Source organism: Streptococcus mitis (genome assembly GCF_946190065.1).
GTDB classification, from domain to species: domain Bacteria; phylum Bacillota; class Bacilli; order Lactobacillales; family Streptococcaceae; genus Streptococcus; species Streptococcus mitis_DE.
Window position 1 is genome coordinate 31,651 of sequence record NZ_CAMHZD010000004.1, and the last position, 25,145, is coordinate 56,795.

The following is a 25,145-nucleotide window of genomic DNA, read 5'->3' on the forward strand; positions in this document are numbered from 1 at the left end:
AGATAAAGTAAAAACCAGTATCCAATGATACTGGCTCATTAAACTACATAAATTAGTCCTTAGATGACTACTCCCACTCTACTGTTGCAGGTGGTTTACTTGTAATATCGTAGACGATACGGTTAACATGATCCACTTCGTTTACGATACGTACTGAGATTTTTTGAAGGACATCCCATGGAATTTTGGCAAAATCAGCAGTCATACCATCGATAGAGGTAATAGCACGGATTGCAATAGTGTAGTCGTACGTACGACCGTCACCCATAACCCCAACTGAACGAACACCTGTATTAACTGTGAAGTATTGCCAGATATCGCGGTCAAGACCAGCTTTAGCGATTTCTTCACGAAGGATAGCATCTGATTCACGAACGGTTTCAAGTTTCTCTTCAGTAATTTCTCCCATGACACGGATCGCAAGTCCTGGTCCTGGGAATGGTTGGCGCCATACGATATGGTCTGGCATACCAAGCTCTGTACCAAGGGCACGAACTTCGTCTTTATAAAGAGTGTTGAGCGGTTCGATCAATTCAAACTGCATGTCTTCTGGAAGACCACCAACGTTGTGGTGTGACTTGATCGTCTGAGCTGTGTCTGTGCCAGACTCGATAACGTCTGTATAAAGAGTTCCTTGAGCAAGGAATTTTACATCTTTGAGCTTGCTTGCTTCGTCATCAAAGACATATACAAACTCGTTACCGATGATTTTACGTTTTTGTTCAGGGTCAGAAACACCAGCAAGTTTGTCAAGGAAACGCTTAGCTGCGTCTGCTTTGACGATATTCAAACCAAACTTACCACCAAGCATGTCCATAACTTGATCCGCTTCTCCTTTACGAAGAAGACCGTGGTCCACGAAGATACAGATCAATTGATCGCCAATTGCTTTTTGGAGAAGAACACCAACAACTGAAGAGTCAACTCCACCTGAAAGGCCAAGAAGGACACGTTTATCACCGACGGTTTCACGGATTTTTTGGATCTGCATGTCAATGAAGTTATCCATTGACCAGTCGCCTTTAGCCTTACAAATGTTAAGGGAAAAGTTACGAAGGATATCATTTCCGTATACAGAATGACGAACTTCTGGGTGGAATTGGATACCGTAAATGTGTTTATCTGGGTTTTCGATGGCTGCGTATGGGCAGTCAGCTGATGTACCTGTACGAACAAAGTCAGAAGGAATCTCAGTAACCGCATCACCATGGCTCATCAAAACAGTCTGCTCATCTGGGGTTGATTCAAAAAGAGCTGATGGGGTGTGAGTAAGAGTTGATTGACCGTATTCACGATTTCCAGCATCGCCTGCAGGAACAACTTTTCCTCCAAGTTTATGGGTCAACAACTGCATACCGTAACAGATTCCCAAAATAGGAATTCCGAGTTCGAAGATTTCTGGGTCAATATCGAATGAACCATCTTCGTATACAGAGTTTGGACCACCTGAAAGGATGATTCCTACAGGGTTGATTTCACGAACTTCAGCAGCTGAAATTTTATGGCTCTTTAGTTCTGAAAAAACACCAATCTCACGGATACGGCGTGAAATCAGCTGGTTGTACTGGCTACCATAGTCCAAAACGATGATTTTTTCTACATCTTGCAAATCAGTTGAAATGTTGCTCATCTTTTTCCTTTCTCAAAAGAAATATCTTTTTCCAATATTCTATCACAAATAAGGGTGAATTACCAACTAAACAAGGCGAAGATTGACTTTTTCTAGTTTATTGGGGTACAATAGAGAAAAGATAGAAATGAAGTGAAAATATGCTACCAGCTTATATGAAAATCCATGATCAGATAAAAAAGGATATTGACGAGCACCGTTGGTCCATTGGTGAGAGGCTGCCGAGTGAAAGAGATTTGGCTGAACAATTCGAGGTCAGTCGGATGACCCTCCGCCAAGCCGTATCTCTATTAGTTGAAGAAGGCGTCTTAGAACGCCGTGTAGGAAGTGGCACCTTTGTTTCCAGTACTCGAGTACAAGAAAAGATGCGAGGGACAACCAGTTTTACTGAAATTGTTAAGTCCCAAGGTAAAGTACCCTCTAGCCAGCTCATTTCCTACAGAAAAACTATTCCCAATGAGCAGGAAGTTGCCAAGCTAAGAATTTCTCCTACCGAAAATATTATCCGAATGGAACGTGTTCGCTATGCCGACCAAGTCCCTCTGGTTTATGAAGTTGCTTCTATTCCTGAAAAATTCATTAAGGATTTTAAGAAAGAAGAAATCACCAGTCATTTCTTCCAAACCTTGCAAAAACATGGCTACCGTATCGGCAAATCACAGCAGACCATCTATGCTCGTCTCGCTAAGGAAAAAATTGCCCACTATTTGGAAGTTGAAAAAGGACATGCTATTCTTGGACTGACTCAGGTTTCTTACCTAGAAGATGGGACAGCTTTTGAATACGTAAAAAGCCAATATGTAGGCGAACGCTTTGAATTTTATCTTGAGAATAACTAGATTTCTAAGCAAAAACTCTCTGTCACGGACAAAGAGTTTTTTTATTTTTCTAAGAGTAAATCTTTCAGAGAAATCAGAGTTACAGCAAACAATATCATTGCCATGCCAAGAAAATCAATGGGATAAAATTGTTCATTCATGATCAGGAAGGCAAAGAAAACTGCCGAAATCGGCTCAATCGAAGCCAACAAACTTGACTTGACCGGTCCTATCAGACTGGCTCCTTTTAGAAAGGCTGTATAGGCAAAAACAGTCCCGATAAGAATAATGCCCGCAAAAGCGAGAAGAAAATCAAGACTAGTTGGGATAACAGTCTGTAGAACTCCTGTAAAAGGAAGGGCGACCAAACCAGCTATGACCATTCCCACACCAATGACCAAACTGCTCCCCCACTTCTTAATCAAGGATATGGGCAAAATGATATAAAGTGCGTAAGTCAGAGCAGAAAAGAGACCCCAGAACAGGCCTGCAGGTGTCATGGATAACTGGTCCAACTGCCCATGAGTTGCGATCAAGAAGGTCCCTCCAATGGCTAATATGATGGAAACAATCTCTCCCAGTGTCGGCGCCACCTTATCCTTGATACAGCTATAAATCAAAATCCCGACAGGACAAACATACTGAAGTACCGTCGCGGTTCCTGCATTGGTTTCCTGAATAGCAGTTAGATAGGCAAATTGATTGAGAAAAAGTCCAATCAAAGCAAAAATGAGAAGAGACAGCAAACTCTTTCTATCCTTTAAAAAGGTCAGCATTTTATCCTTTGCAGTAGCATAAGCCAAGAGCATGAGAATTCCACCAGCGATTAAAAGACGCAAGTTGGTCAAGACTAGAGCCGAAATTCCGTGTGCCATCAGGTATTGGCCACTCGTTCCAGACAAGCCCCAAGCAATACCAGCCACAACTGTTAATAGAGTCCCTTTTAAACTGTTTGACATGTCTCTCCTTACTCTTCTTTACGAATCAAGTCCATCACTTGATTGCGATCTAAAATCCATTGAGCCCGCTCATCCTTTTCATAGGTACGATTCGATAGGAAAATAGCCGCTTCTTGCTTCTGACGATTCCACATGATAAAGGTACCTGTATAGCCCGTATGGTCTAGCCAATCTCCTTCCAAATTCCATGCCAAAGAACGTTCCTTGTCATTCAAAGGAGAAAAATTTTGACTCAAATTTCTTGCAAAATCATCTGCTAAATAGTGTTCTAAAAAGATTTGTAAGTCCTTTACAGTCGAAAATAAACCAGCACTACCTGCATGTCTGCCCAAGAGGCGAGCCTTGGGATCATGTACCATACCGGCCTCTACACCTCTGACTGTTGGAATAGCAAGCTCAACAGGACCAAACTGAGTTTCCTTCATTTCCCAAGGTTTAAAAACTTGTTCTTGTAAAATCACATCCAGGTTTTGATTAAAGATTCTTTCCAAAATAAAACCTAACAGCAAAAAATGGACATCTGAATAAAGAAAGGCTGGCTGACTTCGTCTGTTGAGATGAAACATCGCTTTCTTTAATTCTGAGGCAGTTAAAAGATCACGATTGGGAATAAAAGGATCAAGGTCTGTAGCATGAGTTAAGAGCTGACGAATAGTAATATCTGGATAATCACTCTCAGCTAAAAAATCGGTTACTGGTCTGTCAATATCTAATTGACTTCTTTCCCACAAGAAGGTAAAAACAGTACCTACCCCAACAACCTTGCTGACACTGGCTAGGTCATAAAGCAGTCCTGTCTCAGTATCCAAGCCATGCTCTGGATCACTCTGGCCTAAATAGAACTCCGTCCATTGATTGTCCTTAAAATACGCAAAAGAGGCTCCGGGATAAATCCCTGCCTCGATTTGTTCTTCTATTTTTTTAATAATCTTGGTCCACTTCATACTTCTTCAAACCACAATTCAACATTATTTCTATCTTTACCAAGGAAGAATTTTTCAGACTTAGGAATAAAATACTCGGTAGACTCAAACCTCTCGCGAAGACTTGCTAGGTCTAATTCATTGACCAAGAACTTGAGCATAGATAAGTCCCAAGTAACCGTATTGTCCACAGTCAAATCCTGCCCCTGAGCTGGGATAAAATCAAGTGATGCCCCCATTTCAGATGATTCCAAGAAACTTTCAATATCAGTTGGAAGATGTAATTCCATAGAAATCTCAAATTTACTCAAAGAAATTGATTCCAAATCTGTTTGAAATTCAGGCTTTTCTTCTACTTCTACTAGACTTGCTCTATCATCTTCCGCGTGAATCAAAATCAAATCATCTTCTGGTGAGAAAATTTCAAAAGCATAGCCATTTTGACCTTTATATAATTGATGAATCGAATCTGTTTTAGATAAGAGTCCTTCTATTTCTAAGGGATTTTCCACCTTGACAATCAGTTTAGCCAGCTTTTTTCTTCCCTCTACCTTACGAGTACGCATACTTGGAGCTTCTTCTAAAACCAGCTTTTCAAGACCTGTTTGGTCGCCTAGTGACAGAAAGGCCGACTCTTCTAACAAGGCCTTCATACCAAGGGTTTCAATATAAAATGTTTCATTTAATTTTCTATTATTAACTTTTAAAGTAGGAATAATCCGTACAATTTGATTTACATTCATAAATTCCTCCAACTCTTTTATTTTAAAGGATTTTAGAATTTTTTACAAGATATTATGCTCAAATTTACCGATTTTTCGTAAAAATTTCATCTAAAAAACCGAGGATTTCCTCGGTTTCAATTTCTTATAGGTAAAGGAATTTGAAGATAGCTACTGCCGCAATTGCTGCTGCGATCGGTGCTACTACTGGTACCCAAGAGTACCACCATTTTGAATCACCTTTGTGCTCACCAAGAACTGATTTTGGAAGGAAAGCATGAAGGAGACGTGGTCCCAAGTCACGGGCTGGGTTCAAGGCAGGTCCTGTAGGTCCACCAAGTGAAGTTACCAAGGCCATAACAAGGAATCCAAGTGCCAAGTGAGCAATTCCAAGACCAGATGTCATAAATGGTGCCACTTGTTCTTTAGCTTGGTCAAGTGCTGCTGTTACTTGCTCTTGAGGAATTGTTTGACCTTGAGTAGTTGCTTGAGCAACTTGAGCATTGATAGCGGCTTGTGCTTTTGATACTAGTTCAGCACCAAAGAAGTTTTTAGTCATGCCAAGAGCTGCAAAGAAAAGAACAAATGAACCAACAAACTCGTTTACAAAACCGTTAACAGTTGCTGCGAAACGTGCTTCTTTTGTACCATTATCCAAACTTGAAATGGTTGAGAAAGTACCCAAGATATTGTTTGGATTTTCAGTTTTCAAGTAATATGGGCGGTGTGTTGCCACAACCAAAGCTTGACCAAAGATAGCACCCAAAACTTGTGCAAGGATATAAGGCGCTACTTGTGCCCAAGGGAAAAGACCGCTAATCGCAAGTCCAAGAGTGAAGGCTGGGTTGATGTGGTTACCTGATACGTTACCAAACATCAAGGCTGGAATCATAACCCCCATACCATAACCAACAGCGATAACGATCCAGCCACTTTGATGACCTTTCGTACCTTTAAGTTCAACGTTGGCAACTGCACCATTTCCAAGAATGATCAAAATAGCAGTGGCCAAAAATTCAGTGGCATATTTAATTGCCCATGTGAAATCCATTTGATAGATTCTCCTTAAAATTTTTTAGACAATCCTTATTCTATCAATTTTTATATCTTTTAGCAATATGTTTTCTAAAAGATTAACTGGGAAAACGCTTTTATTCAGGGAATTTAAAAAGACTTAACAAATAAAGCTTGTTAAGTCTTCATATCCTATTATTGACGTTGTCCGAAATCAGCAATCATTTGCTCCATTTCTTGTCGACTCGGAGTTGTCAGCATATAAAGGTAATCTCCTTGAAGTTCCGCAAAGGCCGCTGGCATGATTTTCTTAACCTTGAACTGCTGGCTGTATTTAGCAAGCAAGTCCTCCTCAGAATAGACATAATGAGCATTTGCACGGCGAGACGTAGCCAAACAATACTGAGGTTCAAAGTCTGTTACTGGGAACTCTTCTCCTGCGACTATAGATGCATAGCCACGATAAAGATCCAAGGAATGAGCAAAATTATAAACATCAATAGTGAAACCACCTGCAGGGCGGTTATTGTACTCAATGGCGATGTAATCATCCCCTTCACGGAAGAACTCAATATGGAAGAACCGTTCTTTCATACCAAATTCCTTGACAATCGCTTCACCATACTTGCGAAGTTTAGGATCCATGTCCTTAAGAACATAGTAGGAATTGTCCATCTTGTAAATCATAAGATCCAGAGGTGTATAGGCGTAATCAAAGGTTGTTGAGAAGACAATTTTACCATCCTTGTCCACAAGACCATCAAAGGTACAAATTTCGCTAGAGGTGACAAATTTCTCAAAGAAATAAACAGTTGAATGATCCCACTCAGTCTTGAAGTGATTGATATCGTCTTCTGTCTCAAGCTTAAATGTTGCGGCTGCTCCCACTCCATTATCAGGTTTGGCAATCATTGGCAGGCCGATTTCGTTCACTGCTTGATCAACATCTGCTTCCGTCTTGATAACAGCTCCAGGGACCACAGGAACACCTGCTTTTTTGAAAAGCTTCTTCATTTCAGACTTAAATTTCGTCTTTTTGAGATCCTCTGGTTTGGCACCAAAGACATTGAATTGTTCTCTGAGTGTTGCATCCAGCTCAAGCCAGTATTCATTATGAGACTCGATGCGGTCAATTGGGCCATGTTTATAAAAGAGAAAAGCAACTGCACGTTTGACTTCATCTACATTTTCAAGATTGTCAACACGGAAGTACTCGGTCAGGCTATTGCGTAAAGGTTCATCCAATTGCTCGTATGGTTCTTGACCGATTCCCAAGACTGTGATGCCTTTATTAGCTAGCTCAATTGTAAACTGTTGAAAATTTTGCGGATAGTAGGGAGAAATAACAAGGTAATTCATAGATAACTCCTTTTATAAATAGAGATTTCCAAGGAAATAAGGCATTTGTTTGCGCCACCATTCCCAGTCATGGGCGACATCGTGTCCCCATTCAGCAAACCAGGCTGGAATTTGTTTCTGGTCAAAGGCTTCTTTGAGCTTGTAGAAAGATGGTAGACCGTCTTGTTCCCAGGCTCCAAGCCCCGTACACAGCACAATCTCTGCCTGACGGTAACGGTCAATAAACCAGCCGTCGTTTTGGTTCCAAATATAATCTACTGGCGAGTTTTGGTAAATAGCATCGTCATTGTAGTAATCGCCGACAAAGAAACGTGCATCGTAAACACCACTAAGAGCAATCACCTTTGTAAAAACATCTGGATGTTGGAGAAAAAAGTTGACTGCATGGTAGGCGCCCATCGAGCAACCTGTCGTCATCATACCATCAAACCAACCTGTCTTGTGCTTGATAAAAGGAATAGCCTCCTCAATCACATAGCGTTCATAGGCACGATGCATTTCCGCTTGGTCGTGACCATTCTTCCAAGTGGCCAACCAGCTCTCACTGTCAACACTGGATAGGGTAAAGAACTGGACACGGCCTTCCTCGATAAAGGAAGCACAGGCCTCAATCATGCCAAAATCATAGTATTCGTTGTGACTACCACCTGATGAAGCAAAGACCACAACTGGAATCCCAGCATGTCCATAACGATTAAGGTACATTTCACGGTTGAGGTGACCACTCCAGTGGCTAAGATGTTCAATATGCATATTTTCTCCTTTCTTACTTTACCAGTTTTCTGCAAAAAATCTCAGACAGTCTGGTAAATTCTCCGACCATGGAATCTCACTATGGATGGCACCAGACTGAACTTTCAAGAAAAGATTATCTAAGTGTACCCCACCTGATATCAAATCATGGTAATAGCGTAGCGACGAATCGATATAGGCCTGTTTGATATTACCAGCCATCAAGGTCTTGTCTGTATCATCTGCTTCTTCTGTTCCTACATAGATGAAAATGCGCTGGTCAGGCGATAGTTTCTTGCGCTCAATATAGCGGTTAAAAGCTTCTTGATGAAGCCAGTTAGCAGATGAAAAAACCCCTAGACAGCCAATTTGGTCTTGGTATTCCAAACCGATAAATTGGGTAATATTTCCTCCTAGTGAGGAACCAATCATAGCCGTATGCTGGCGGTCAGCTTTGGTACGATAGTTCTCATCGATAAAAGGCTTGACCACATCCATGACAAACTCGGCATACTCCACTCCCTTACCACCAAACTGCTGCCCCGGAATAGGAGATTCTTGGAACTTCCAAGCCGCATACTCATTCATCCGACCCATACCATCATTGTCAATGGCAACAACAATCATGCGACTGATATCGGGATTTCGCTTAATAGCTGGAATGATTTTCCAAGAGTGACCGATAAAGGACTCCTTACTATAAAAGACATTTTGCCCGTCATGAAAGTAAACAACAGGATAGGAACGATCAGTATCTTTCTCATAATCTTTAGGTAGAAGAACACGTACACGACGTTCCTTACCTGTATAAGGAACCTTGAGTTTGTGTTCTTTCATTTTTAAATAAAAGTAGGATTGATTCATTGTCAGAAAACTCTCTATATTCAAAATTTTATTTTATTATATCACAGTTTAAGAAAAAAAGTCAGTTTTTCTTCCATTTTTGGATTAAAAACTAACTTTTTCATTTAATTTTCTAAATTCTTCTGGATTTTCTAATTAGAGCAAATTGTCAATCAAGTCATCAACTTCATCTTTTTCAGCTTGAGGTGTAATCTCAGTAATCATGATTCCAGCCACTGCTCGCTCTACTAATCCTTCAACATCCATACGAGCTTCGTACTGCTCCGCATTCTTAATCTTAGGATTGGTCTTTGGACGATCTGGCGCAAAAATAGTACAACAGTCTTCAAAAGGCTGGATAGAAATTTCAAAGGTATCAATTTCCTGAGCAATATCAATGATTTCCAACTTATCCATGGTCACAACTGGACGAATGATGGGAGTGTTGGTCACAGCGTTAATAGCCTGCATGCTTTCCAAGGTTTGGCTGGCTACTTGACCTAGGCTTTCCCCGTTGATGATAACTAAACCATTTCGTACCTCACGAATACGGTCAGTAATACGCATCATAAAACGACGAGTTAGAGTCATCAAATAAGCCTCTGGCGCTTTAGCCTTGATTTCCTCTTGAATCTCTGTGAAAGGCACCTCGATAAACTGGATATTTCCGCCAAACTTGGTCAATTTACGGGTCAAATCTTGGGCTTTTTTAAGAGCTCCAGGACTCGTGTAAGGTGGACTTGCAAAGTGAACGGCTTCGATATCCACTCCACGTTTCAAAGCAAGATAACCTGCTACAGGTGAATCAATCCCTCCTGACAACATAAGCATCCCTTTACCTGAAGTTCCAACTGGCAAACCACCAGCCCCACGAATGGTTTCATAAGAAAGATAGGCTGCCTCTTCACGGATTTCTACCTGAAGATTAATATCTGGATTTTTCATTTGAGCTTGCACATTTGGAATGGCTTCGAATACAGCCCCTCCAAGTGTTTGGTTGAGTTCACGACTATCCAACTCAAAGTTGTGGTCGCTACGCTTGCTAGAGATTTTGAAAGTCATCCCTTCTTTGTAAATATCTTTCATAATCTCTTGGACAGCAGACTTCAAAATTTCTACAGATTTTTCAACCTTATAAACAGGGGAAAAATTTTGAATTCCAAATACTTGTTTGAGTGATTCTGCTACTACTGTGTAATCAGCTCCATTGAGGTAAGCATGGGCACGGTCGCGATCTGCTGTTACCTTAACTTGGGGATAGATAGACAAAACGTCTGAAATATTATTGCGAAGTTTATTGATGAAACGCATACGGTTTTTACCCTTGGTTGACAGCTCACCGTAGCGAATCATAATTTCTGAATATTGCATGAATGCTCCTATCTTACTTTTCTAGTTTGATTGTAAATTAATTTTAGCTTGGTCAAGAACTGCTCGACCTGACTCATATCATTTTCAAGGTATAGGCTAAGACGCACAGCTGACTGGGCCTTATCCTTGTCCACTCCCATGGCAATCAAGGTGCCTGCAGGTTTCCCAGCCTTGGACGAACAAGCCGAGGTCGTTGAGATGAAAATATCATAGTCTTCAAAGGCGTGAACGATGACTTCACCACGAACACCCTTGATTCCAAAAGTCAGGATATGAGGGGCAAAGTCTTCCTCATCTGAAAAGACAAAAATATCCGGATAGTCCAGAAGGGCTTGGCGAATCACTGCCTTCATCTGCCCAGTCTTGCTCCTAAAGATATCCAGCTTCTCCATAGACAGACGGAGAGCCTTGGCTGTCGCTGCAATCCCTGCTACATTTTCAGTTGTCGAACGATAGTCGCGCTCCTGACCACCACCTGTTAAAAGAGGCGTAATCTTCTTGCCAGACTTGATATAGACAAATCCAACACCTCGAACTCCGTGAAACTTGTGACTAGAGAAAGTCGCAAAATCCACTCGTTCTGTCAAATATTTTTCAGTAGGAATCTTGGCAAGTGCCTGAACAGCATCAACATGGAAGGAAATAGTTGGCTTGTCTGCTAACAGTTCTGAAATAGCCTCAATGGGCTGAACAGAGCCAATTTCGTTGTTAACTGCCATGATGGAAACGAGGGTCGTATCAGGTCGTATCAAATCTGCTAGCGCCTCAACATCCACAAATCCTTTCTCATCAACTGGAGCAAAATCCACTTCAAATCCTTGACTTTTCAACCAGAGAGCTGACTCTTTGACTGCCGGATGTTCAATGGCTGATACGATGATGTGCTTGCCAAATTGAGCTTTTTCAAAGGCCACACCCTTGATGACCCAGTTATCTCCTTCTGTCCCACCAGAAGTAAAGAAGATTTCATCGCTTTTCTTACCAATTAAATCTGCAATCTGTTGGCGAGAAGAATCTAAGATTCGTGTTGCCTGGTCCCCTAAACGATGAAGACTAGATGGATTTCCTAAAATTTTTGAAGCCACCTGCATATAGGTTTCAAGGGCTTCAGGATAGGGCTTGGTCGTCGCCGAATTATCAAAGTAAATCATGTTTTCTCACGCTTTCTAAAATCACTCCTTCTATTGTATCATGAAACGGGGCTTGCGACAAGAAAGGGCAATTCCTCTTTTTTTAAGATTTTTTTAAAGAAATGAGGTATAATAAATTTTAATTAAAGGAGAGAATGCATGTCTAATTATCGTAGAACTTCAAAACCAAAAACAGAACACATCAAAAAAGGCTTTACGGTCTTTCAAAAAACCGTTGCTACTATCGGTAGTATCCTTGGCTTAATTACCGCAAGTATCACTATCATGAACGCCTTGGATAATAACAAAAATACTAAAAAAGAACCTACGACAACCCAGACCACAACAATTGTCAAAGAAATTCAAAAGGAATCCCCTCAGGAACACACTAGTCCTAATAAGGAAAATAACACTTCTCAAGAAAAAACACAACAAGAGGAAACACCAAAATCCAGCGTCAAAGAAGAGAAAAAAGAAGAGCAGAAAACAGCAACTCAGGACTCTACTACACCTGCTTCAAGTAAACCTGCTACTGAAAATGAAAAACAGTCCAATAGTCCAACTTCGGAAAATAAAACTAATCAATAATCACTAAAATAGCCTCCTTCCAAACTTGGAAAGAAGCTATTTTTTATTGTTGCAATACTTTTCGTGGTTTGGTTCCCTCAGCTGGACCGATGACACCTGCCATTTCAAGTTCTTCCATGAGACGGGTCGCACGATTAAATCCAACTGACAAACGACGCTGAATCATGGATGCGCTGGCTTTCTGAGTCTCAATGACCAAAGCCTTGGCTTCTTCAAAGAGCGGGTCACCACCAGATTCACCATCTGAAAATTCTCCTTCATTTTCAGAAACCTCACCTGGATCAAAACTCTCATCGTAGTCCGCATCTGCCTGAGCCTTGATAAAGTTTACGATGCGTTCAACATCATCATCCGAGATAAAGGATCCTTGGAGACGAACTGGATGATTTTCATCAATCGGTTTAAAGAGCATGTCCCCTCGGCCAAGTAGTTTCTCAGCTCCATTTTCATCCAAGATAGTACGGGAGTCTGTCCCTGATGAAACCGCAAAAGCCACTCGAGATGGGACATTGGCCTTGATCAGACCAGAAATGACATCAACCGATGGACGCTGGGTTGCAAGAATCATGTGGATACCTGCAGCCCGCGCCTTCTGCCCAAGACGAATGATGGCATCTTCCACTTCCTTGCTGGCCACCATCATAAGGTCAGCCAACTCATCCACAATCACGACAATAAGCGGTAGCGGAATTTGCTTGTACTCAGACTGGGCATTGAACTCTTCTACCTTGGCATTAAAGCCTGCAATATTCCGAACTCCTACCTTGGCAAAGAGTTCATAACGATTTTCCATTTCATCCACAACCTTTTGCAGAGCCTTACTGGCTTTGCGTGGATTGGTCACAACTGGAATCAAGAGGTGGGGAATGTCATTGTAAACAGACAACTCAACCATCTTAGGATCGACCATCATAAATTTAACTTGGTCAGGTCTCGCCTTCATGAGGATGCTAGCGATAATGCCGTTAACAGCTACTGACTTCCCTGAACCCGTTGAACCTGCAACTAGCAAGTGGGGCATCTTGGAAAGGTCAAAAGCTCTTGCGGTGCCATTAACTGCCTTTCCTAGAGGAATTTCTAAGAGATTTTCTGCTTTCGTTTGAGATTGTTCCCATAGTTCGCGGAAGGATACCGTCGCAATCTCAGAGTTAGGAACCTCAATCCCGACTAAGGATTTACCAGGTATTGGAGCCTCAATCCGGACATCCTTGGCTGCCAAGGCTAGAGCGAGGTCATCTGCTAGATTGGAAATGCGGTTAACCCGTACACCGACTGCTGGCTTGACTTCATACTTGGTCACTGACGGCCCAATTTCAGCCCGTTCAACCGTTACCTTAATACCAAAACTAGCAAAAGTTTCTTCTAGGATTTTGATGTTTTCACGAACGATTTTCTTCTCTTTCGACTGGTCTTTTGGTTTATCTGGGGCAAAGAGTTGTAAGCTTGGAAGTTTGTATTCAAGAGCCTCCTTAGCTGAAAAATCGACCTGAACATCTTCGTCATCAGAGCTATCTTCCTGCTCAGGGAATTCAAGTTCAGCTTGAGGCAAGATGATTTCTGGTTCCACCCACTCTTCTTCCGGAACAGGTGGAACGTCAAGCACAACATCTTCTGTCAGAATTTCACCCGTTTCCATATCAACAGGAGGCAAATCGAGCAAGGCTTTCTCAGCCGCTTCTTTTTCTAATCTAGCTTCTTCCTCAGCTTTTTGACGAGCTTTTTCTTCTTGTTTGACAAAGCGTTCCTCTTTTCGACGCTCATGTCCTTCCCTCCATTTGGCAAATCCTCTACTGAAAAATTCAGCAATATCGTAAACAGACCAAGGACTGACTATGAGGGCTCCAGCTAAAATCAAGATAGCTCCAATAAAGTAAGTGCCGATATTTGAGAAGAGAAAGGCTGTTGGCACATAGAGTCCAACACCAATCAAGCCTCCACCAGCAAAACTGGTCGTTCGAAAACCAGTTAAATCCGTCACAACCTGAGCCATGGTTCCTTTTAAGACCGACTTATCCAAACCATATTTCCAAACTAAGTAGGCCTCAAAAATCAAGAGTAAGCCAGCAAATATGGTGAAAAAACCTGATAAGAGTCCTTCCTGTTTTCGTATCCACTTGAAGAAGAAGAGATAGAGCAGGATGCCAAATATTGCCAGATAAGCTAGGCTACCTACCAGCAAGCGAATTAGATTGTAAAGGGTGATACCTGCAGCCCCTAATTTGAAGGCTGCGAAAATCAATAAAATCGCGATTCCCAACGAAATCAACATTCGTTGAATCGCTTCTTTTCTTTCGAGTTCTGCTTTAGACGGTCTCCGTCTTGTTTTACTTGTATTCTTGTTTGCCATTCTTCTATTATACCATATTTCACAGGCATTTCGGAAAGAGAAAAAGACTGCACCAAACGGTCCAATCTTTTCATTTTATATCTAAGTTTTATGCTTGTGGTTTGCGTAGGTAACCATAGACTACACCACTTACGATTGCTCCTACCAAAACAGAAACGAGGTAAAGAAGAGCATTTGAAGTAAGGGCAATAACGAAGATTCCTCCGTGTGGCGCCATGAGTTTGATACCAGTAAGACCAACGAGGCCACCTGCTACTGCTGAACCAAGGATGAAACTTGGGATAGCACGAGCTGGGTCAGCGGCACCAAATGGAATCGCTCCCTCAGTGATAAATGACAAGCCCATGATGATGTTTGTCAAACCAGAGTTACGTTCTTCCTTAGTAAATTTATCTTTGAAAAGAAGAGTTGCGACAAAGATTGCAAGTGGTGGTACCATTCCTCCAGCCATAACTGCTGCCATAGCCACAGAACCACCTGAAGAAACAGTTGCTGCAAGCGTACCTGTACCAAAGACATAGGCTGCTTTGTTGACTGGTCCACCCATGTCAACAGCCATCATTCCACCAAGGACGATACCAAGAAGGACAGCTGAACCTCCTCCAAGACCGCCTAGGAAGTCATTCATAGCAGTGTTGATTGCAGCCATTGGGATGTTAACAGCTAGCATAACAAATCCAGTCAAGATTGTTCCAAGAAGTGGTAAGAGAAGGATTGATTTAGCACCTTCAAGTGAACGAGGAACTTTAACGTATTTCTTGATAGCAAGCACCAAAGCACCTGCGATAAATCCACCCACAAGGGCACCTAGGAAACCAGATGAGACACCTGCAAGAGTTGAAGTTGCTTCACCACCTGCGGCATAAGGAATTTTACCAAAGGCAAAACCTTCTTTGGCAATAGCACCAGCCACGAAACCTGCTACCAAACCTGGTTTTTCAGCGATAGAGTAGGCAACATAACCTGCAAAGACTGGGAGCATCAAGCCAAAGGCTGCACCACCAATTTTCATGAACATAGAAGCTAACTCATGGTAAGAACCAAGATTGCCAAGGTTTTCATTTGGAACACCCAAAGCACCGTCAATCAAGAAGGCAAGGGCAATCATGATACCACCACCAATAACGAATGGCAACATTTGCGATACACCACTCATCAAATGTTTGTAGAAGGCACCACCAAGGCTTTGTTTTTCGTTAGAGGCTGTTGCAGCTTTGGCTCCATTAGAAGCACGGTAGACTTCAGCATCTCCTGATAGAGCCAAGTTAATCAATTCTTCCGTTTTACGGATACCGTCAGCCACTGGACGATTGATCAAAGGTTTGCCATCAAAACGATCCAGCTCAACAGCCTTGTCTGCTGCGATGATAACAGCTTTAGCCTTGCGGATGTCTTCAGCAGTTAGTTGGTTTCCAACGCCGCTAGCACCGTTGGTTTCAACCTTGATCCCAACACCCATTTCAGCAGCCACTTTTTGAAGGGCTTCTTGGGCCATGTAAGTGTGGGCAATACCTGTCGTACAAGCTGTAACAGCTACGATAAAGTCACCCGAGTTATTAGCAGGTACTTGAACAGGCTCTTCAGTTTTTTCTGAAGCTTGGTTAAAAAGTTCGATAACTTGGTCAGCTGATATTGCTTGACGAAGTTTATCAGCAAAACCGTCTTTCATCAAGTATTGGGACAATTCTGCCAAGGCTGCCAAGTGAGTATCATTGGCACCTTCTGGAGCCGCAATCATGAAGAAGAGGTCTGTTGGTTGCCCATCCAAGCTCTCGTAGTCAACACCCTTGTTTGACTTAGCAAAGAGAACAGTCGCCTCTTTGACAGCAGCGTTTTTGCTGTGAGGCATAGCGATTCCGTCACCCAAGCCTGTAGAAGTCAAAGCTTCACGCGCCAAGATTCCTTCTTTAAAGGTTTCAAAATCTGTCACATAACCGTGGTCTGTCAAACTTTTAATCATCTCGTCGATGACAGCTGTTTTTTCAGTCTCCTGCAAATCCAGCAACATAACATCTTTTCTCAATAGGTCTTGAATTTTCATCTTTTTTCTACCTCAACTTTTTCATATGTTTCTTTAATAAATTCTGCCGTTGCCAAATCATCTGAGAAGGTAGTTGCTGTTCCACAAGCAACTCCCCATTTGAAGGCTTCTACTGCGTCTTTTGATTTGACAAATTCACCTGTGAATCCGGCAACCATAGAATCACCAGCACCAACTGAATTTTTGACTGTCCCTTTGATTGGTTGAGCAAAGTATGCTCCCTCAGATGTGACAAGAAGGGCACCATCACCAGCCATAGAGATAATGACGTTTTGAGCACCTTTAGCCAATAACTCACGAGCGTATTTCTCGATTTGATCCAAACTTTCGAGTTTCACTCCAAAGATAGCTCCAAGCTCGTGATTATTTGGTTTGACCAAAAGTGGTTGATAGTCCAAACTATCAATCAAGGTCTGTCCTTCAAAGTCACAAACGACTTGCGCACCAGTCTGGCGTGTCAAGGCAATTAGATCCTTGTAGATGGCATTGCCTAGATTTTTAGTACTTGAACCTGCAAAGACAACTATATCTTCTGCTGTCAGACTAAATAAAATAGCTTTCAATTCTTCTAGCTGATCCGGCTCAACAGTTGGACCAGTCCCATTGATTTCTGTCTCTTGGTCTGCTTTGATTTTAACATTGATACGAGTATCTTCTGATACTTGGACAAAACGTGTCTCGATTTCTTCCTCTGCTAAAGTATCTGTGATAAATTTACCAGTAAAGCCTCCGATAAATCCCGTCGCAGTATTGGGTATATCCAAACGTTTCAAAACACGACTGACATTGATTCCTTTCCCTCCAGCAAACTTATCATCACTGTCCATACGATTGACACTACCGACTTGGACTTGGTCCAAACGAACGATATAATCAATAGATGGATTGAGTGTGACTGTATAAATCATACTTCTATTACCTCCGTTTTCTCCTTAATAGCCTGCAAGAGCTCATGCCCTTGACTTGTGATAACAATAGCTCGTTTGAGTGGTGCTACTTTGGCAAAGCAAGTTTGTCCAATTTTTGACGAATCCACCAAGACATAGGTCTGTTTGGCATTCTCTAAAATAGCACGCTTAACAGCTCCCTCCTCCATATCAGGAGTCGTATAATAGCCATCGTCCACACCATTCATTCCGATAAAGGCACGGTCAAAGTGCAATTGGTTAATCTGGTTAAGAGCAACGCCCCCTATGCTAGCATCTGTCGCCATCTTGACACTTCCTCCAACCATGACAGTTGGAATCTGCTTTTCAACCAACTGTGCGGCATGGTGAATCGAGTTGGTCACGACTGTAACATTCTTATTGCCCAATTCATGAATCAAAAAGGCAGTTGTTGTTCCAGCATCGATAAAGATGACATCTTGTTCCTTGATGAGAGAGGCCGCCTTCTGAGCTAACAACTTCTTCTCTTGAAGGTTTTTGACAGATTTTTCTTGAAGGGTTTCTTCTTCTTGCAAGGAATGGGGCAATTCTGCTCCACCATGTACGCGACGAAGCTTGTTTTCCGCTTCCAACTCATCCAAATCTCTTCGAACCGTTGATTCTGACGTTTCTAACAAACTAACTAATTTTTCTAGAGAAACTACATGATGTTGATTTAACTCCTCTAAAATCAGTTGCTTCCGCTCTGTTTTTAACACTGAATCACCTCCTGTTATCGTTTACACTATTCATTCTATCACACTTTCTTTCAAAGTCAAGCGCTTTTTGTCATTTTCTTTCAAAATCTATCATTTTTCTTATTTCCAAAATTTTTATTGCAAGATAAGAGCCTTTATGGTAGACTATTTGAGTAAGTATTGGAAGATTACTCAAGAGGCTTAAGAGGCCGTGTTGGAAACGCGGTAGGCGTGTAACAGCGTGCGTGGGTTCGAATCCCATGTCTTCCGTTTATTTTAAAAAAGATACCCAAGAAATCTTGGGTATCTTTTTTCTTATATGCTTGTTTTATAACTCGGGTGAATTTCTTAGAAAATATCAAATAACAATTTCACATTGAGAATTGTTAAGATAATGGAAACGATATAGCCAAGGATGGTATTCCATTTGGCATTGGTAAATTCTCCCATCAGTGATTTCTTAGAAGTTAGATAAATCAGTGGGAAGATTGAAAATGGAAGAGCAATCGAAAGAAAGACTTGTGAATAAACCAATAACTGATCCAATGTTTTTTCCTGATGACCAAACAGAACCGCTACAATCATGACAGGCAACAAGGCAAAGAGACGAGTTGCCAAACGAATGAACCATTGAGGTAATCTCATATGCAAGAAACCTTCCATAACGATTTGTCCAGTCAAGGTACCCGTAATTGTCGAATTTTGACCACTGGCTAATAAAGCCAAGGCAAACAAGGTTGATAAGGTCGAGCTAGCTATAGCTCCTGCAATAGTAGAATCCTGCAAGGCATTATACATTTGAGAGAAGGCAGAAATCTCAGATGCATGGCCGAAAAAGAGAGCCGCCCCGAGAATTAATAGAAGGGAGTTAACCACAAAGGCCAAGGATAATTGGAGATTTGAATCCCAGGTCATAAAGCGCACGGCTTTTCGAACATCATTCTTGTCCTTGTGATTGATTTTCCGAGTTTGAGACAAGGAAGAATGCAAATAGAGGTTATGGGGCATAACCGTTGCTCCCACGATCCCTAGTGCCAAGGTTAATTGACTTTCATGCCCTGGCAAGGGACTTTCAAATAAGGTTGCATTCGGTAGATAACCCTCAACGATTCCTTGGAAGCTTGGATGTGACAAAGCTACCAGATAGGTAAAAATTGCTAGAATGGTTAAAATCAGTGTTGTCACAATAGCTTCAATCTTCTTAAAGCCAAATTTCATCAGAAGCAATAAGAGAAAAACATCCAACACGGTCAAGAGAATTGCTATCATAATCGGAATCTTAAAGAGAAGATTGAGAGCAATCGCTGAACCTAGAACTTCTGCCAGATCTGTCGCCATCAAGGCTAATTCTAAAATCACCCATAGACTATAACGAAGCCATTTAGGTGAATGATGAGCCGTTGCTTGAGCCAGGTCCATCTGGGTTACAATACCAAGCTTTCCTGCCATCTGCTGAAGTTGCATGGCAATGAGAGATGAAATCAAGATAACAAACAAGAGACTATACTTATAGGAAGCACCACCGACTACACTGGTAATCCAGTTTCCTGGATCCATATAACCAACTGCGACAAGAGCACCCGGACCTAAAAAGGCATTTAAATTTTGCCAGAAATGATTGTTATTTGGAGTATCGATAGATTGATTAATCTCAGAGAGTGACACTTTTTTATGAGAAGACATAGATACTTACCTCTTTCTAAACCTACTTTTTCATTATTTTCTATTAGAGAAAAATAAGATTGACTTTAAACTATTAAAACAATGAAAACTATATGAAAAACATTTAGTTTTTTCATTATTTTTCTTAAGGCACCTTAATATTTTTCTTAAGGCACCTTAATATTTTTCTTAAGGCACCTTAATTATAACACAAAAAATGAAAACTATATGAAAAACATTTAGTTTTTTCATTATTTTTCTTAAGGCACCTTAATTATAACAGAAAATATGATAAAAACTTAAGAAAATTCAGGACTTGATTTAATATTTAGGATACAACAAAATGTTGTATTCTTTTTTTGCAAAAGAATACCAAAGAATAAAATAAAAAACGTTGTAAAAACAACGTTTTAGAAAGATTTACAAAACAATGTAAATTATCAATGGAGCCGGTGGGAGTCGAACCCACGTCCAAACATCTGCTAACATATTTGTCTACAACCATAGGTTATGTATTCGTTTAACAGTCCCTCGACACATAACTCAAGCCTAGAAACCGCGAGTCTATCAATCTCTTATCAAGCCGCTAGACAAGGCTTGATCGTATCTCGCTAATAATAAGACCTGTCATTGAACACGAGCAATCCAAATCGGGTCACGCCTGCTGGTTTTTAGGCAGCTAGAGCGTAAGAAGTGTTATTTTTTGCAGTTATATTTAACTGAGCGTTTACGTCGCCACACGAGTCGCAAAATATGCCTCATAATGCCTGTCGAATCCGTAACGACCCCAAAAGACAATAAAACCATTATACCTTATCTAAGTCAAAAATGCAAAAAGGAAAGCAATTAACTACAAAAGATAGTCTTTCAAAGATTTTGTCAAAACCTGATAACCAGCAACACTAAGGTGCAACCCATCAGTTGTATAATCTTTTTTGAGTTGGCCTGCCTGGTCTGTCAAACTATCAAAAACTGGCGCAAATTCTACCTGCATATAGGCAGAGGAAAGTTCTTTATAGGCTTGATTCCATTTCTGAATTTTTTCATTCGTGCGGATATAGACTGTCTGCTTGTACTCCTCGCCCTCATTGACTGGCAAAATGGAAAGCAATTTTATCTCTGTCAGTGGATAATCGCGAGCAATGGATTGTATGATAGATTCGAGATTATTGAGAGCCTCATTCACAGGCACATCTTTTCCGATATCGTTCGTCCCAATTAAAAGGACAATTTTATCTACCGCCCCACCGTACAGATGCGCATCCAGATTCTCTAATAACAGCCCTGTCTGATAACCTCGAATGCCTCGATTGACAATCGTCTTTGCAGTCCCAAATAGTTCCTGCAGAGGATAATATTCGACAATGGAATCCCCAATAAAAAGAATGTCTGGCTCTACAACAGAAACCTGATTTAAGTGACGATACTTGGTTTGGATTTTTTCTTGTTCCTTTAGGAGCCAATTTTCTAATAACTGTACTGCCACTTCATTCTCCTTTTTCTAACCAGTTCTCCAAGACTTGATAAACTCCTCCTTGGCTATTGGCTGGCGCTAGAGCAGTCGCCACAGCTTTGGCTTTATCATCAGCATTTTCCATCGCATAGGCAATTCCAGCCATTTCAAGCATTTCAACATCATTTTCACTGTCACCAAAAGCCATGATTTGTTGGGAGGTCAAGTCCCAGCGCTTGAGTAATTCTTCCAAGCCCCATGCTTTATGAATTCCAGCTTGAAGGATATCAATGCAACCATAGCCACTCGATACAGCACGAACACGGCCATCAAAGAGGTCATTGATTTCTTCCAAGACCGAACTCAAACGTTCCTCACCAACAACCATACTCATCTTGAGCACACCACCAAAGAGGTCAGAGGTTAATTCGTCCACAAATTGCATCCGTTGGTAGAATTTTTCAATCATTTCTGGAGTCATAAAACTTTCAAGGTCTGTAAAAATCGTACCTTCTTTGACGAAACCACCCTTCATAGACGTTACAACAAACTGATCCTGACACGCTCGACCCTTAAAATGAGCCAAAGCCTTATCGACAATGGCATCATCCCAAGTCTGAGCCTGAATCAGTTCATTGTTTTCAAAAATACGAGCACCGTTTGCAACAACCAGAACCACCCGATCGACCAAGTGCTCCAGTAGTTGCCTCATGCGGTGAATTTCATTCCCAGTCGCAATGACAAAACGAATACCCCTTTGATCCAACTGATCTAAAATCTTTTCCAAACGTGGGAGATCAAGCTGGCCTCTAGCATCCAGCAAGGTCCCATCCATATCTGTTGCAATTACCTTAATCGTCATTTAATTCCCTCTGAATTCAAGCTAATCCCACTTCAATCCTACATGTTCGTTCATTTCTTTATAAGCTGTATCAATTCGTTCCTTAGTCGCTTCATCCAACTGGTCACGATGACTACCACCCTCAATAAAATCTTCTAAGATATAAGTTTGGTATAGGAATAGTGGATAACCTTCTGGAGAATAGGTTCCTTTCGGTGTACGATTTACCCAAGAAGGATGCGCTTTAGCAGTTTCGATTGTCGTCTTGCCATCCTTTTTCTTAATGGTCACATCCATAAGAACACCACGCTCTGTCCACTTAGCATTCTCTTCATCTTGCATGGTTTCAATTCGTTGATTAGAAATAAAGTTCCCCATTGAATAGATAATGAGTTTCTTGTCTCCATCTTTTTCAACCGTTTCAGATGGTTCTACAACGTGAGGATGCCCTCCAAAGATAATATCCGCTCCCCAATCGATCATCTTTTGATAAAGAACCTTTTGTTCCTCAGTTGGTTCCAAGCGATACTCAACACCCATCTGAGGCATGATAATTGTGATATCCGCTTCCTTTTCTGCTCGTTCAATTTCAGCCTTCATCTTGTCTTCATTTAGGTCCGAAAGATAGCGGTTATAGTCTTCTTGGGAAATACTTTGCTCAATTCCATTAAATCCATAAGAATAGGCCAAAAGTGCAACCTTGATGCCGTTCACTTCCTTAATTACTAGAGGAGCTTGATCACGCGACTCATGCGTATACACTCCAATAGGTGTCATTCCTGCCTTCTCAATAGCATCTGCTGTTGAAACCACACCTTCTATTTGTGAATCTAGGATATGGTTATGCGCCAAGTCTAATACTTGATAACCGGCATCCTTGATGGCATCCATGACTTCACCAGGTGCATTAAATAGCGGATAACCAGCCAAATAGTGGTCCTTATTCACAGTACCTTCAAAATCACCTAAAATCAAGTCTGCTTGTTTGAGCCATGGTTTTACATATTCAAAATTTTCATGGAAATCATAGGTCCCATCTTCTTTTAAAGCAGAACGATAGATGGGAATGTGATAGAGGAGGTCCCCGTTGGCCATAATTCTAGCAGTTTTCTCCTCGTCCTGATCTTTAGCATTTTGGTTCGTCTTATTTGCTTCTTGAGAAATGGCATCCTTTTTTTGACTGGTTAAAGGGATTCCTTGGAAGCTTTCAAACAACAAGACCAAGCCCATTGATAAAGCAACTGCTAGCAAGAGTATGGCCACAAATCCTTTATTACTCCACTTGCGATAACTCCTAAAAAAGTTTACCAAACCCCTCATAAAACGAAAAGCTGAACCACGCTGATTTCGATCTTGTCTTCTTTGCATCTTCATTCTCCCTACTTTCTAATGCAAGCCTTTTCTTTTTATTATATCACAGATAAGTAATTCTTTCACAATTGAATCGAACCTACTAGGCATTTTCTATAAAAGCTCAATGCCGTAATGCTTTCAATCCTTGTCATTTTGTGATATCATGTAGAGGTAATGAAAGGAGAGAAAATGTCTGCAATAGAACGTATTACAAAAGCTGCTCATTTAATTGATATGAACGATATTATCCGCGAGGGAAACCCAACTCTACGCGCGGTTGCTGAGGAAGTTACTTTCCCCTTGTCTGACCAGGAAATCATTCTTGGCGAAAAGATGATGCAATTCCTGAAACATTCCCAAGATCCTGTCATGGCTGAGAAAATGGGGCTCCGAGGTGGGGTTGGACTTGCTGCTCCTCAATTAGATATCTCAAAACGTATTATCGCTGTTTTGGTGCCAAACATTGTCGAAGAAGGCGAAACCCCACAGGAAGCTTACGACTTGCAAGCTATTATGTACAATCCAAAAATCGTCTCTCACTCAGTTCAAGACGCTGCTCTTGGTGAAGGAGAAGGTTGTCTGTCTGTTGATCGCAACGTACCTGGCTATGTAGTCCGCCATGCTCGCGTTACGGTTGACTACTTTGACAAGGATGGAGAAAAACACCGTATCAAGCTCAAAGGCTACAACTCCATCGTTGTTCAGCATGAAATTGACCACATTAACGGTATCATGTTTTACGATCGTATCAATGAAAAAGACCCATTTGCAGTTAAAGATGGTTTACTAATTCTAGAATAAAGAAAATCCCGTTGCAAGACGGGGTTTTGTGTTATAATAGAGGCATGAAAACAAATGATATTGTCTATGGCATCCACGCCGTTACCGAAGCCCTCCTTGCAAATACTGGAAACAAACTCTACCTCCAAGAAGACCTACGAGGTAAGAATGTTGAAAAAGTCAAGGAACTAGCTACAGAAAAAAAGGTATCCATTTCTTGGACCTCAAAAAAATCCCTCTCTGAGATGACTGAAGGTGCTGTCCACCAAGGTTTTGTTCTACGAGTGTCCGAATTTGCCTATAGTGAGCTGGACCAAATCCTTGCCAAAACACGCCAAGAAGAAAATCCTTTGCTATTGATTCTGGACGGGTTAACTGATCCTCACAACTTAGGCTCCATCTTAAGAACCGCTGATGCGACCAATGTTTCAGGAGTCATCATTCCCAAGCACCGTGCTGTCGGAGTTACTCCTGTCGTTGCTAAAACAGCCACAGGTGCTATTGAGCATGTTCCAATTGCCCGAGTAACCAATCTAAGCCAAACTCTAGACAAACTCAAGGATGAAGGCTTCTGGACCTTTGGAACAGATATGAATGGGACTCCTTGCCACAAGTGGAATACAAAAGGGAAAATCGCCCTCATCATCGGAAATGAAGGAAAAGGCATCTCTAGCAACATCAAAAAACAAGTTGATGAGATGATTACCATTCCTATGAATGGACATGTTCAAAGTCTCAATGCCAGTGTTGCTGCAGCCATCCTCATGTACGAAGTTTTTCGAAATAGACTATAAAAAAGTTTCCAGACATCTGATTGGAAACTTTTTATGATTATACTCAATGAAAATCAAAGAGCAAACTAGGAAGCTAGCTGTAGACAGCTCAAAGCACTGCTTTGAGGTTGTAGATAAGACTGACGAAGTCAGCTCAAAACACTGTTTTGAAGTTGTGGATA

Annotated in this window: 22 protein-coding genes, 1 tRNA gene and 1 other RNA gene; 5 read left to right on the top strand and 19 right to left on the bottom strand. The window is 41.3% G+C overall.

The genetic code is table 11. The features are described 5' to 3' along the window. Positions 1 to 67: 67 nt before the first annotated feature. Complete coding sequence (gene guaA / locus OCF96_RS02715) at positions 68 to 1,630, bottom strand: glutamine-hydrolyzing GMP synthase (protein ID WP_261446054.1); 1,563 nt, start codon at positions 1,628 to 1,630, stop codon at positions 68 to 70. A gap of 140 nt (positions 1,631 to 1,770) precedes the next feature. On the opposite strand from guaA, the gene OCF96_RS02720 reads away from it, so the two are divergent. Further along, positions 1,771 to 2,469: a GntR family transcriptional regulator gene (locus tag OCF96_RS02720; protein WP_261446058.1), complete on the top strand. Its 699-nt coding sequence runs from the start codon at positions 1,771 to 1,773 to the stop codon at positions 2,467 to 2,469. A gap of 41 nt (positions 2,470 to 2,510) precedes the next feature. Here OCF96_RS02720 and OCF96_RS02725 read toward each other — a convergent pair whose 3' ends face one another. From OCF96_RS02725 to OCF96_RS02765, 9 genes are all read right to left on the bottom strand, one after another. Next, positions 2,511 to 3,407 carry a DMT family transporter gene (locus tag OCF96_RS02725; protein ID WP_261446061.1) on the bottom strand — a complete coding sequence of 299 codons (897 nt, stop codon included), beginning with the start codon at positions 3,405 to 3,407 and terminating at the stop codon, positions 2,511 to 2,513. An 8-nt stretch (positions 3,408 to 3,415) separates the two neighbouring features. Continuing rightward, the gene (locus OCF96_RS02730) at positions 3,416 to 4,351 is read right to left on the bottom strand and encodes a serine hydrolase domain-containing protein (protein WP_261446063.1); all 936 of its coding nucleotides are present in this window, start codon (positions 4,349 to 4,351) and stop codon (positions 3,416 to 3,418) included. Then, complete coding sequence (locus OCF96_RS02735; protein ID WP_261446066.1) at positions 4,348 to 5,073, bottom strand: CppA family protein; 726 nt, start codon at positions 5,071 to 5,073, stop codon at positions 4,348 to 4,350. Before OCF96_RS02735 ends, OCF96_RS02730 begins: the two co-directional genes overlap by 4 nt. Before the next feature lie 124 nt (positions 5,074 to 5,197). After that, complete coding sequence (gene gla, locus OCF96_RS02740) at positions 5,198 to 6,103, bottom strand: aquaglyceroporin Gla (RefSeq protein WP_049551099.1); 906 nt, start codon at positions 6,101 to 6,103, stop codon at positions 5,198 to 5,200. Positions 6,104 to 6,261: 158 nt separating this feature from the next. Continuing rightward, positions 6,262 to 7,425, bottom strand: coding sequence for an ATP-grasp domain-containing protein (locus tag OCF96_RS02745; RefSeq protein WP_261446068.1), 1,164 nt, complete (start codon positions 7,423 to 7,425; stop codon positions 6,262 to 6,264). 12 nt (positions 7,426 to 7,437) lie between these two features. Beyond that, positions 7,438 to 8,178 (bottom strand): esterase family protein, encoded by a 741-nt coding sequence (locus OCF96_RS02750; protein WP_261446071.1) that lies wholly within the window; start codon positions 8,176 to 8,178, stop codon positions 7,438 to 7,440. A gap of 18 nt (positions 8,179 to 8,196) precedes the next feature. Further along, positions 8,197 to 9,021: an alpha/beta hydrolase gene (locus OCF96_RS02755; RefSeq protein WP_261446073.1), complete on the bottom strand. Its 825-nt coding sequence runs from the start codon at positions 9,019 to 9,021 to the stop codon at positions 8,197 to 8,199. Positions 9,022 to 9,156: 135 nt separating this feature from the next. Next, a complete protein-coding gene (gene thiI / locus OCF96_RS02760; protein WP_261446081.1) occupies positions 9,157 to 10,371 on the bottom strand; it encodes a tRNA uracil 4-sulfurtransferase ThiI in 1,215 nt (404 codons plus the stop codon). 8 nt (positions 10,372 to 10,379) lie between these two features. Further along, positions 10,380 to 11,522: a cysteine desulfurase family protein gene (locus OCF96_RS02765; RefSeq protein ID WP_261446087.1), complete on the bottom strand. Its 1,143-nt coding sequence runs from the start codon at positions 11,520 to 11,522 to the stop codon at positions 10,380 to 10,382. Between the two features lie 138 nt (positions 11,523 to 11,660). Here OCF96_RS02765 and OCF96_RS02770 point away from each other — a divergent pair, with 138 nt between their 5' ends. After that, positions 11,661 to 12,089, top strand: a complete 429-nt coding sequence (locus OCF96_RS02770) for a DUF6556 family protein (RefSeq protein ID WP_261446088.1) — start codon at positions 11,661 to 11,663, stop codon at positions 12,087 to 12,089. Between the two features lie 43 nt (positions 12,090 to 12,132). On the opposite strand, the gene OCF96_RS02775 is transcribed toward OCF96_RS02770, so the two are convergent. The 4 genes from OCF96_RS02775 to OCF96_RS02790 form a co-directional block, all read right to left on the bottom strand. Beyond that, the gene (locus OCF96_RS02775; RefSeq protein WP_315898952.1) at positions 12,133 to 14,436 is read right to left on the bottom strand and encodes a DNA translocase FtsK; all 2,304 of its coding nucleotides are present in this window, start codon (positions 14,434 to 14,436) and stop codon (positions 12,133 to 12,135) included. 88 nt (positions 14,437 to 14,524) lie between these two features. Beyond that, complete coding sequence (locus tag OCF96_RS02780; protein WP_261446090.1) at positions 14,525 to 16,477, bottom strand: fructose-specific PTS transporter subunit EIIC; 1,953 nt, start codon at positions 16,475 to 16,477, stop codon at positions 14,525 to 14,527. Then, a complete protein-coding gene (gene pfkB, locus OCF96_RS02785; protein ID WP_120718851.1) occupies positions 16,474 to 17,385 on the bottom strand; it encodes a 1-phosphofructokinase in 912 nt (303 codons plus the stop codon). Before pfkB ends, OCF96_RS02780 begins: the two co-directional genes overlap by 4 nt. Further along, positions 17,382 to 18,122, bottom strand: a complete 741-nt coding sequence (locus tag OCF96_RS02790) for a DeoR/GlpR family DNA-binding transcription regulator (RefSeq protein WP_237446774.1) — start codon at positions 18,120 to 18,122, stop codon at positions 17,382 to 17,384. Before OCF96_RS02790 ends, pfkB begins: the two co-directional genes overlap by 4 nt. Positions 18,123 to 18,283: 161 nt before the next feature. Between OCF96_RS02790 and OCF96_RS02795 the strand changes: the two genes are divergently transcribed. Then, positions 18,284 to 18,371, top strand: a tRNA-Ser gene (locus OCF96_RS02795). 78 nt (positions 18,372 to 18,449) lie between these two features. On the opposite strand, the gene OCF96_RS02800 is transcribed toward OCF96_RS02795, so the two are convergent. The 5 genes from OCF96_RS02800 to OCF96_RS02820 form a co-directional block, all read right to left on the bottom strand. Further along, entirely contained in the window at positions 18,450 to 19,784 is a 1,335-nt protein-coding gene (locus OCF96_RS02800) for an Nramp family divalent metal transporter (protein WP_000094601.1), read from the bottom strand. A 420-nt stretch (positions 19,785 to 20,204) separates the two neighbouring features. After that, positions 20,205 to 20,552, bottom strand: a transfer-messenger RNA (tmRNA) gene (ssrA, locus tag OCF96_RS02805). Positions 20,553 to 20,613: 61 nt separating this feature from the next. Beyond that, positions 20,614 to 21,249: an SGNH/GDSL hydrolase family protein gene (locus OCF96_RS02810; protein WP_261446098.1), complete on the bottom strand. Its 636-nt coding sequence runs from the start codon at positions 21,247 to 21,249 to the stop codon at positions 20,614 to 20,616. A gap of 1 nt (position 21,250) precedes the next feature. Further along, positions 21,251 to 22,078 carry an HAD family hydrolase gene (locus tag OCF96_RS02815; RefSeq protein WP_049491466.1) on the bottom strand — a complete coding sequence of 276 codons (828 nt, stop codon included), beginning with the start codon at positions 22,076 to 22,078 and terminating at the stop codon, positions 21,251 to 21,253. A gap of 21 nt (positions 22,079 to 22,099) precedes the next feature. Further along, positions 22,100 to 23,425, bottom strand: a complete 1,326-nt coding sequence (locus tag OCF96_RS02820) for a CapA family protein (RefSeq protein WP_315898953.1) — start codon at positions 23,423 to 23,425, stop codon at positions 22,100 to 22,102. Between the two features lie 174 nt (positions 23,426 to 23,599). On the opposite strand from OCF96_RS02820, the gene def reads away from it, so the two are divergent. Together def and rlmB are read left to right on the top strand one after the other, a co-directional pair. Further along, a complete protein-coding gene (gene def, locus OCF96_RS02825) occupies positions 23,600 to 24,211 on the top strand; it encodes a peptide deformylase (protein WP_001272956.1) in 612 nt (203 codons plus the stop codon). Positions 24,212 to 24,255: 44 nt separating this feature from the next. Next, complete coding sequence (rlmB, locus tag OCF96_RS02830) at positions 24,256 to 24,984, top strand: 23S rRNA (guanosine(2251)-2'-O)-methyltransferase RlmB (protein ID WP_000855720.1); 729 nt, start codon at positions 24,256 to 24,258, stop codon at positions 24,982 to 24,984. The last annotated feature ends 161 nt before the right edge of the window (positions 24,985 to 25,145 follow it).

Excerpts from the sequence above, each read along its gene's own strand:
- guaA (WP_261446054.1), bottom strand. The coding sequence starts at position 1,630 with ATGAGCAACATTTCAACTGATTTGCAAGATGTAGAAAAAATCATCGTT.
- OCF96_RS02720 (WP_261446058.1), top strand. The coding sequence starts at position 1,771 with ATGCTACCAGCTTATATGAAAATCCATGATCAGATAAAAAAGGATATT.
- OCF96_RS02725 (WP_261446061.1), bottom strand. The coding sequence starts at position 3,407 with ATGTCAAACAGTTTAAAAGGGACTCTATTAACAGTTGTGGCTGGTATT.
- OCF96_RS02730 (WP_261446063.1), bottom strand. The coding sequence starts at position 4,351 with ATGAAGTGGACCAAGATTATTAAAAAAATAGAAGAACAAATCGAGGCA.
- OCF96_RS02735 (WP_261446066.1), bottom strand. The coding sequence starts at position 5,073 with ATGAATGTAAATCAAATTGTACGGATTATTCCTACTTTAAAAGTTAAT.
- gla (WP_049551099.1), bottom strand. The coding sequence starts at position 6,103 with ATGGATTTCACATGGGCAATTAAATATGCCACTGAATTTTTGGCCACT.
- OCF96_RS02745 (WP_261446068.1), bottom strand. The coding sequence starts at position 7,425 with ATGAATTACCTTGTTATTTCTCCCTACTATCCGCAAAATTTTCAACAG.
- OCF96_RS02750 (WP_261446071.1), bottom strand. The coding sequence starts at position 8,178 with ATGCATATTGAACATCTTAGCCACTGGAGTGGTCACCTCAACCGTGAA.
- OCF96_RS02755 (WP_261446073.1), bottom strand. The coding sequence starts at position 9,021 with ATGAATCAATCCTACTTTTATTTAAAAATGAAAGAACACAAACTCAAG.
- thiI (WP_261446081.1), bottom strand. The coding sequence starts at position 10,371 with ATGCAATATTCAGAAATTATGATTCGCTACGGTGAGCTGTCAACCAAG.
- OCF96_RS02765 (WP_261446087.1), bottom strand. The coding sequence starts at position 11,522 with ATGATTTACTTTGATAATTCGGCGACGACCAAGCCCTATCCTGAAGCC.
- OCF96_RS02770 (WP_261446088.1), top strand. The coding sequence starts at position 11,661 with ATGTCTAATTATCGTAGAACTTCAAAACCAAAAACAGAACACATCAAA.
- OCF96_RS02775 (WP_315898952.1), bottom strand. The coding sequence starts at position 14,436 with ATGGCAAACAAGAATACAAGTAAAACAAGACGGAGACCGTCTAAAGCA.
- OCF96_RS02780 (WP_261446090.1), bottom strand. The coding sequence starts at position 16,477 with ATGAAAATTCAAGACCTATTGAGAAAAGATGTTATGTTGCTGGATTTG.
- pfkB (WP_120718851.1), bottom strand. The coding sequence starts at position 17,385 with ATGATTTATACAGTCACACTCAATCCATCTATTGATTATATCGTTCGT.
- OCF96_RS02800 (WP_000094601.1), bottom strand. The coding sequence starts at position 19,784 with ATGTCTTCTCATAAAAAAGTGTCACTCTCTGAGATTAATCAATCTATC.
- OCF96_RS02815 (WP_049491466.1), bottom strand. The coding sequence starts at position 22,078 with ATGACGATTAAGGTAATTGCAACAGATATGGATGGGACCTTGCTGGAT.
- OCF96_RS02820 (WP_315898953.1), bottom strand. The coding sequence starts at position 23,425 with ATGCAAAGAAGACAAGATCGAAATCAGCGTGGTTCAGCTTTTCGTTTT.
- def (WP_001272956.1), top strand. The coding sequence starts at position 23,600 with ATGTCTGCAATAGAACGTATTACAAAAGCTGCTCATTTAATTGATATG.
- rlmB (WP_000855720.1), top strand. The coding sequence starts at position 24,256 with ATGAAAACAAATGATATTGTCTATGGCATCCACGCCGTTACCGAAGCC.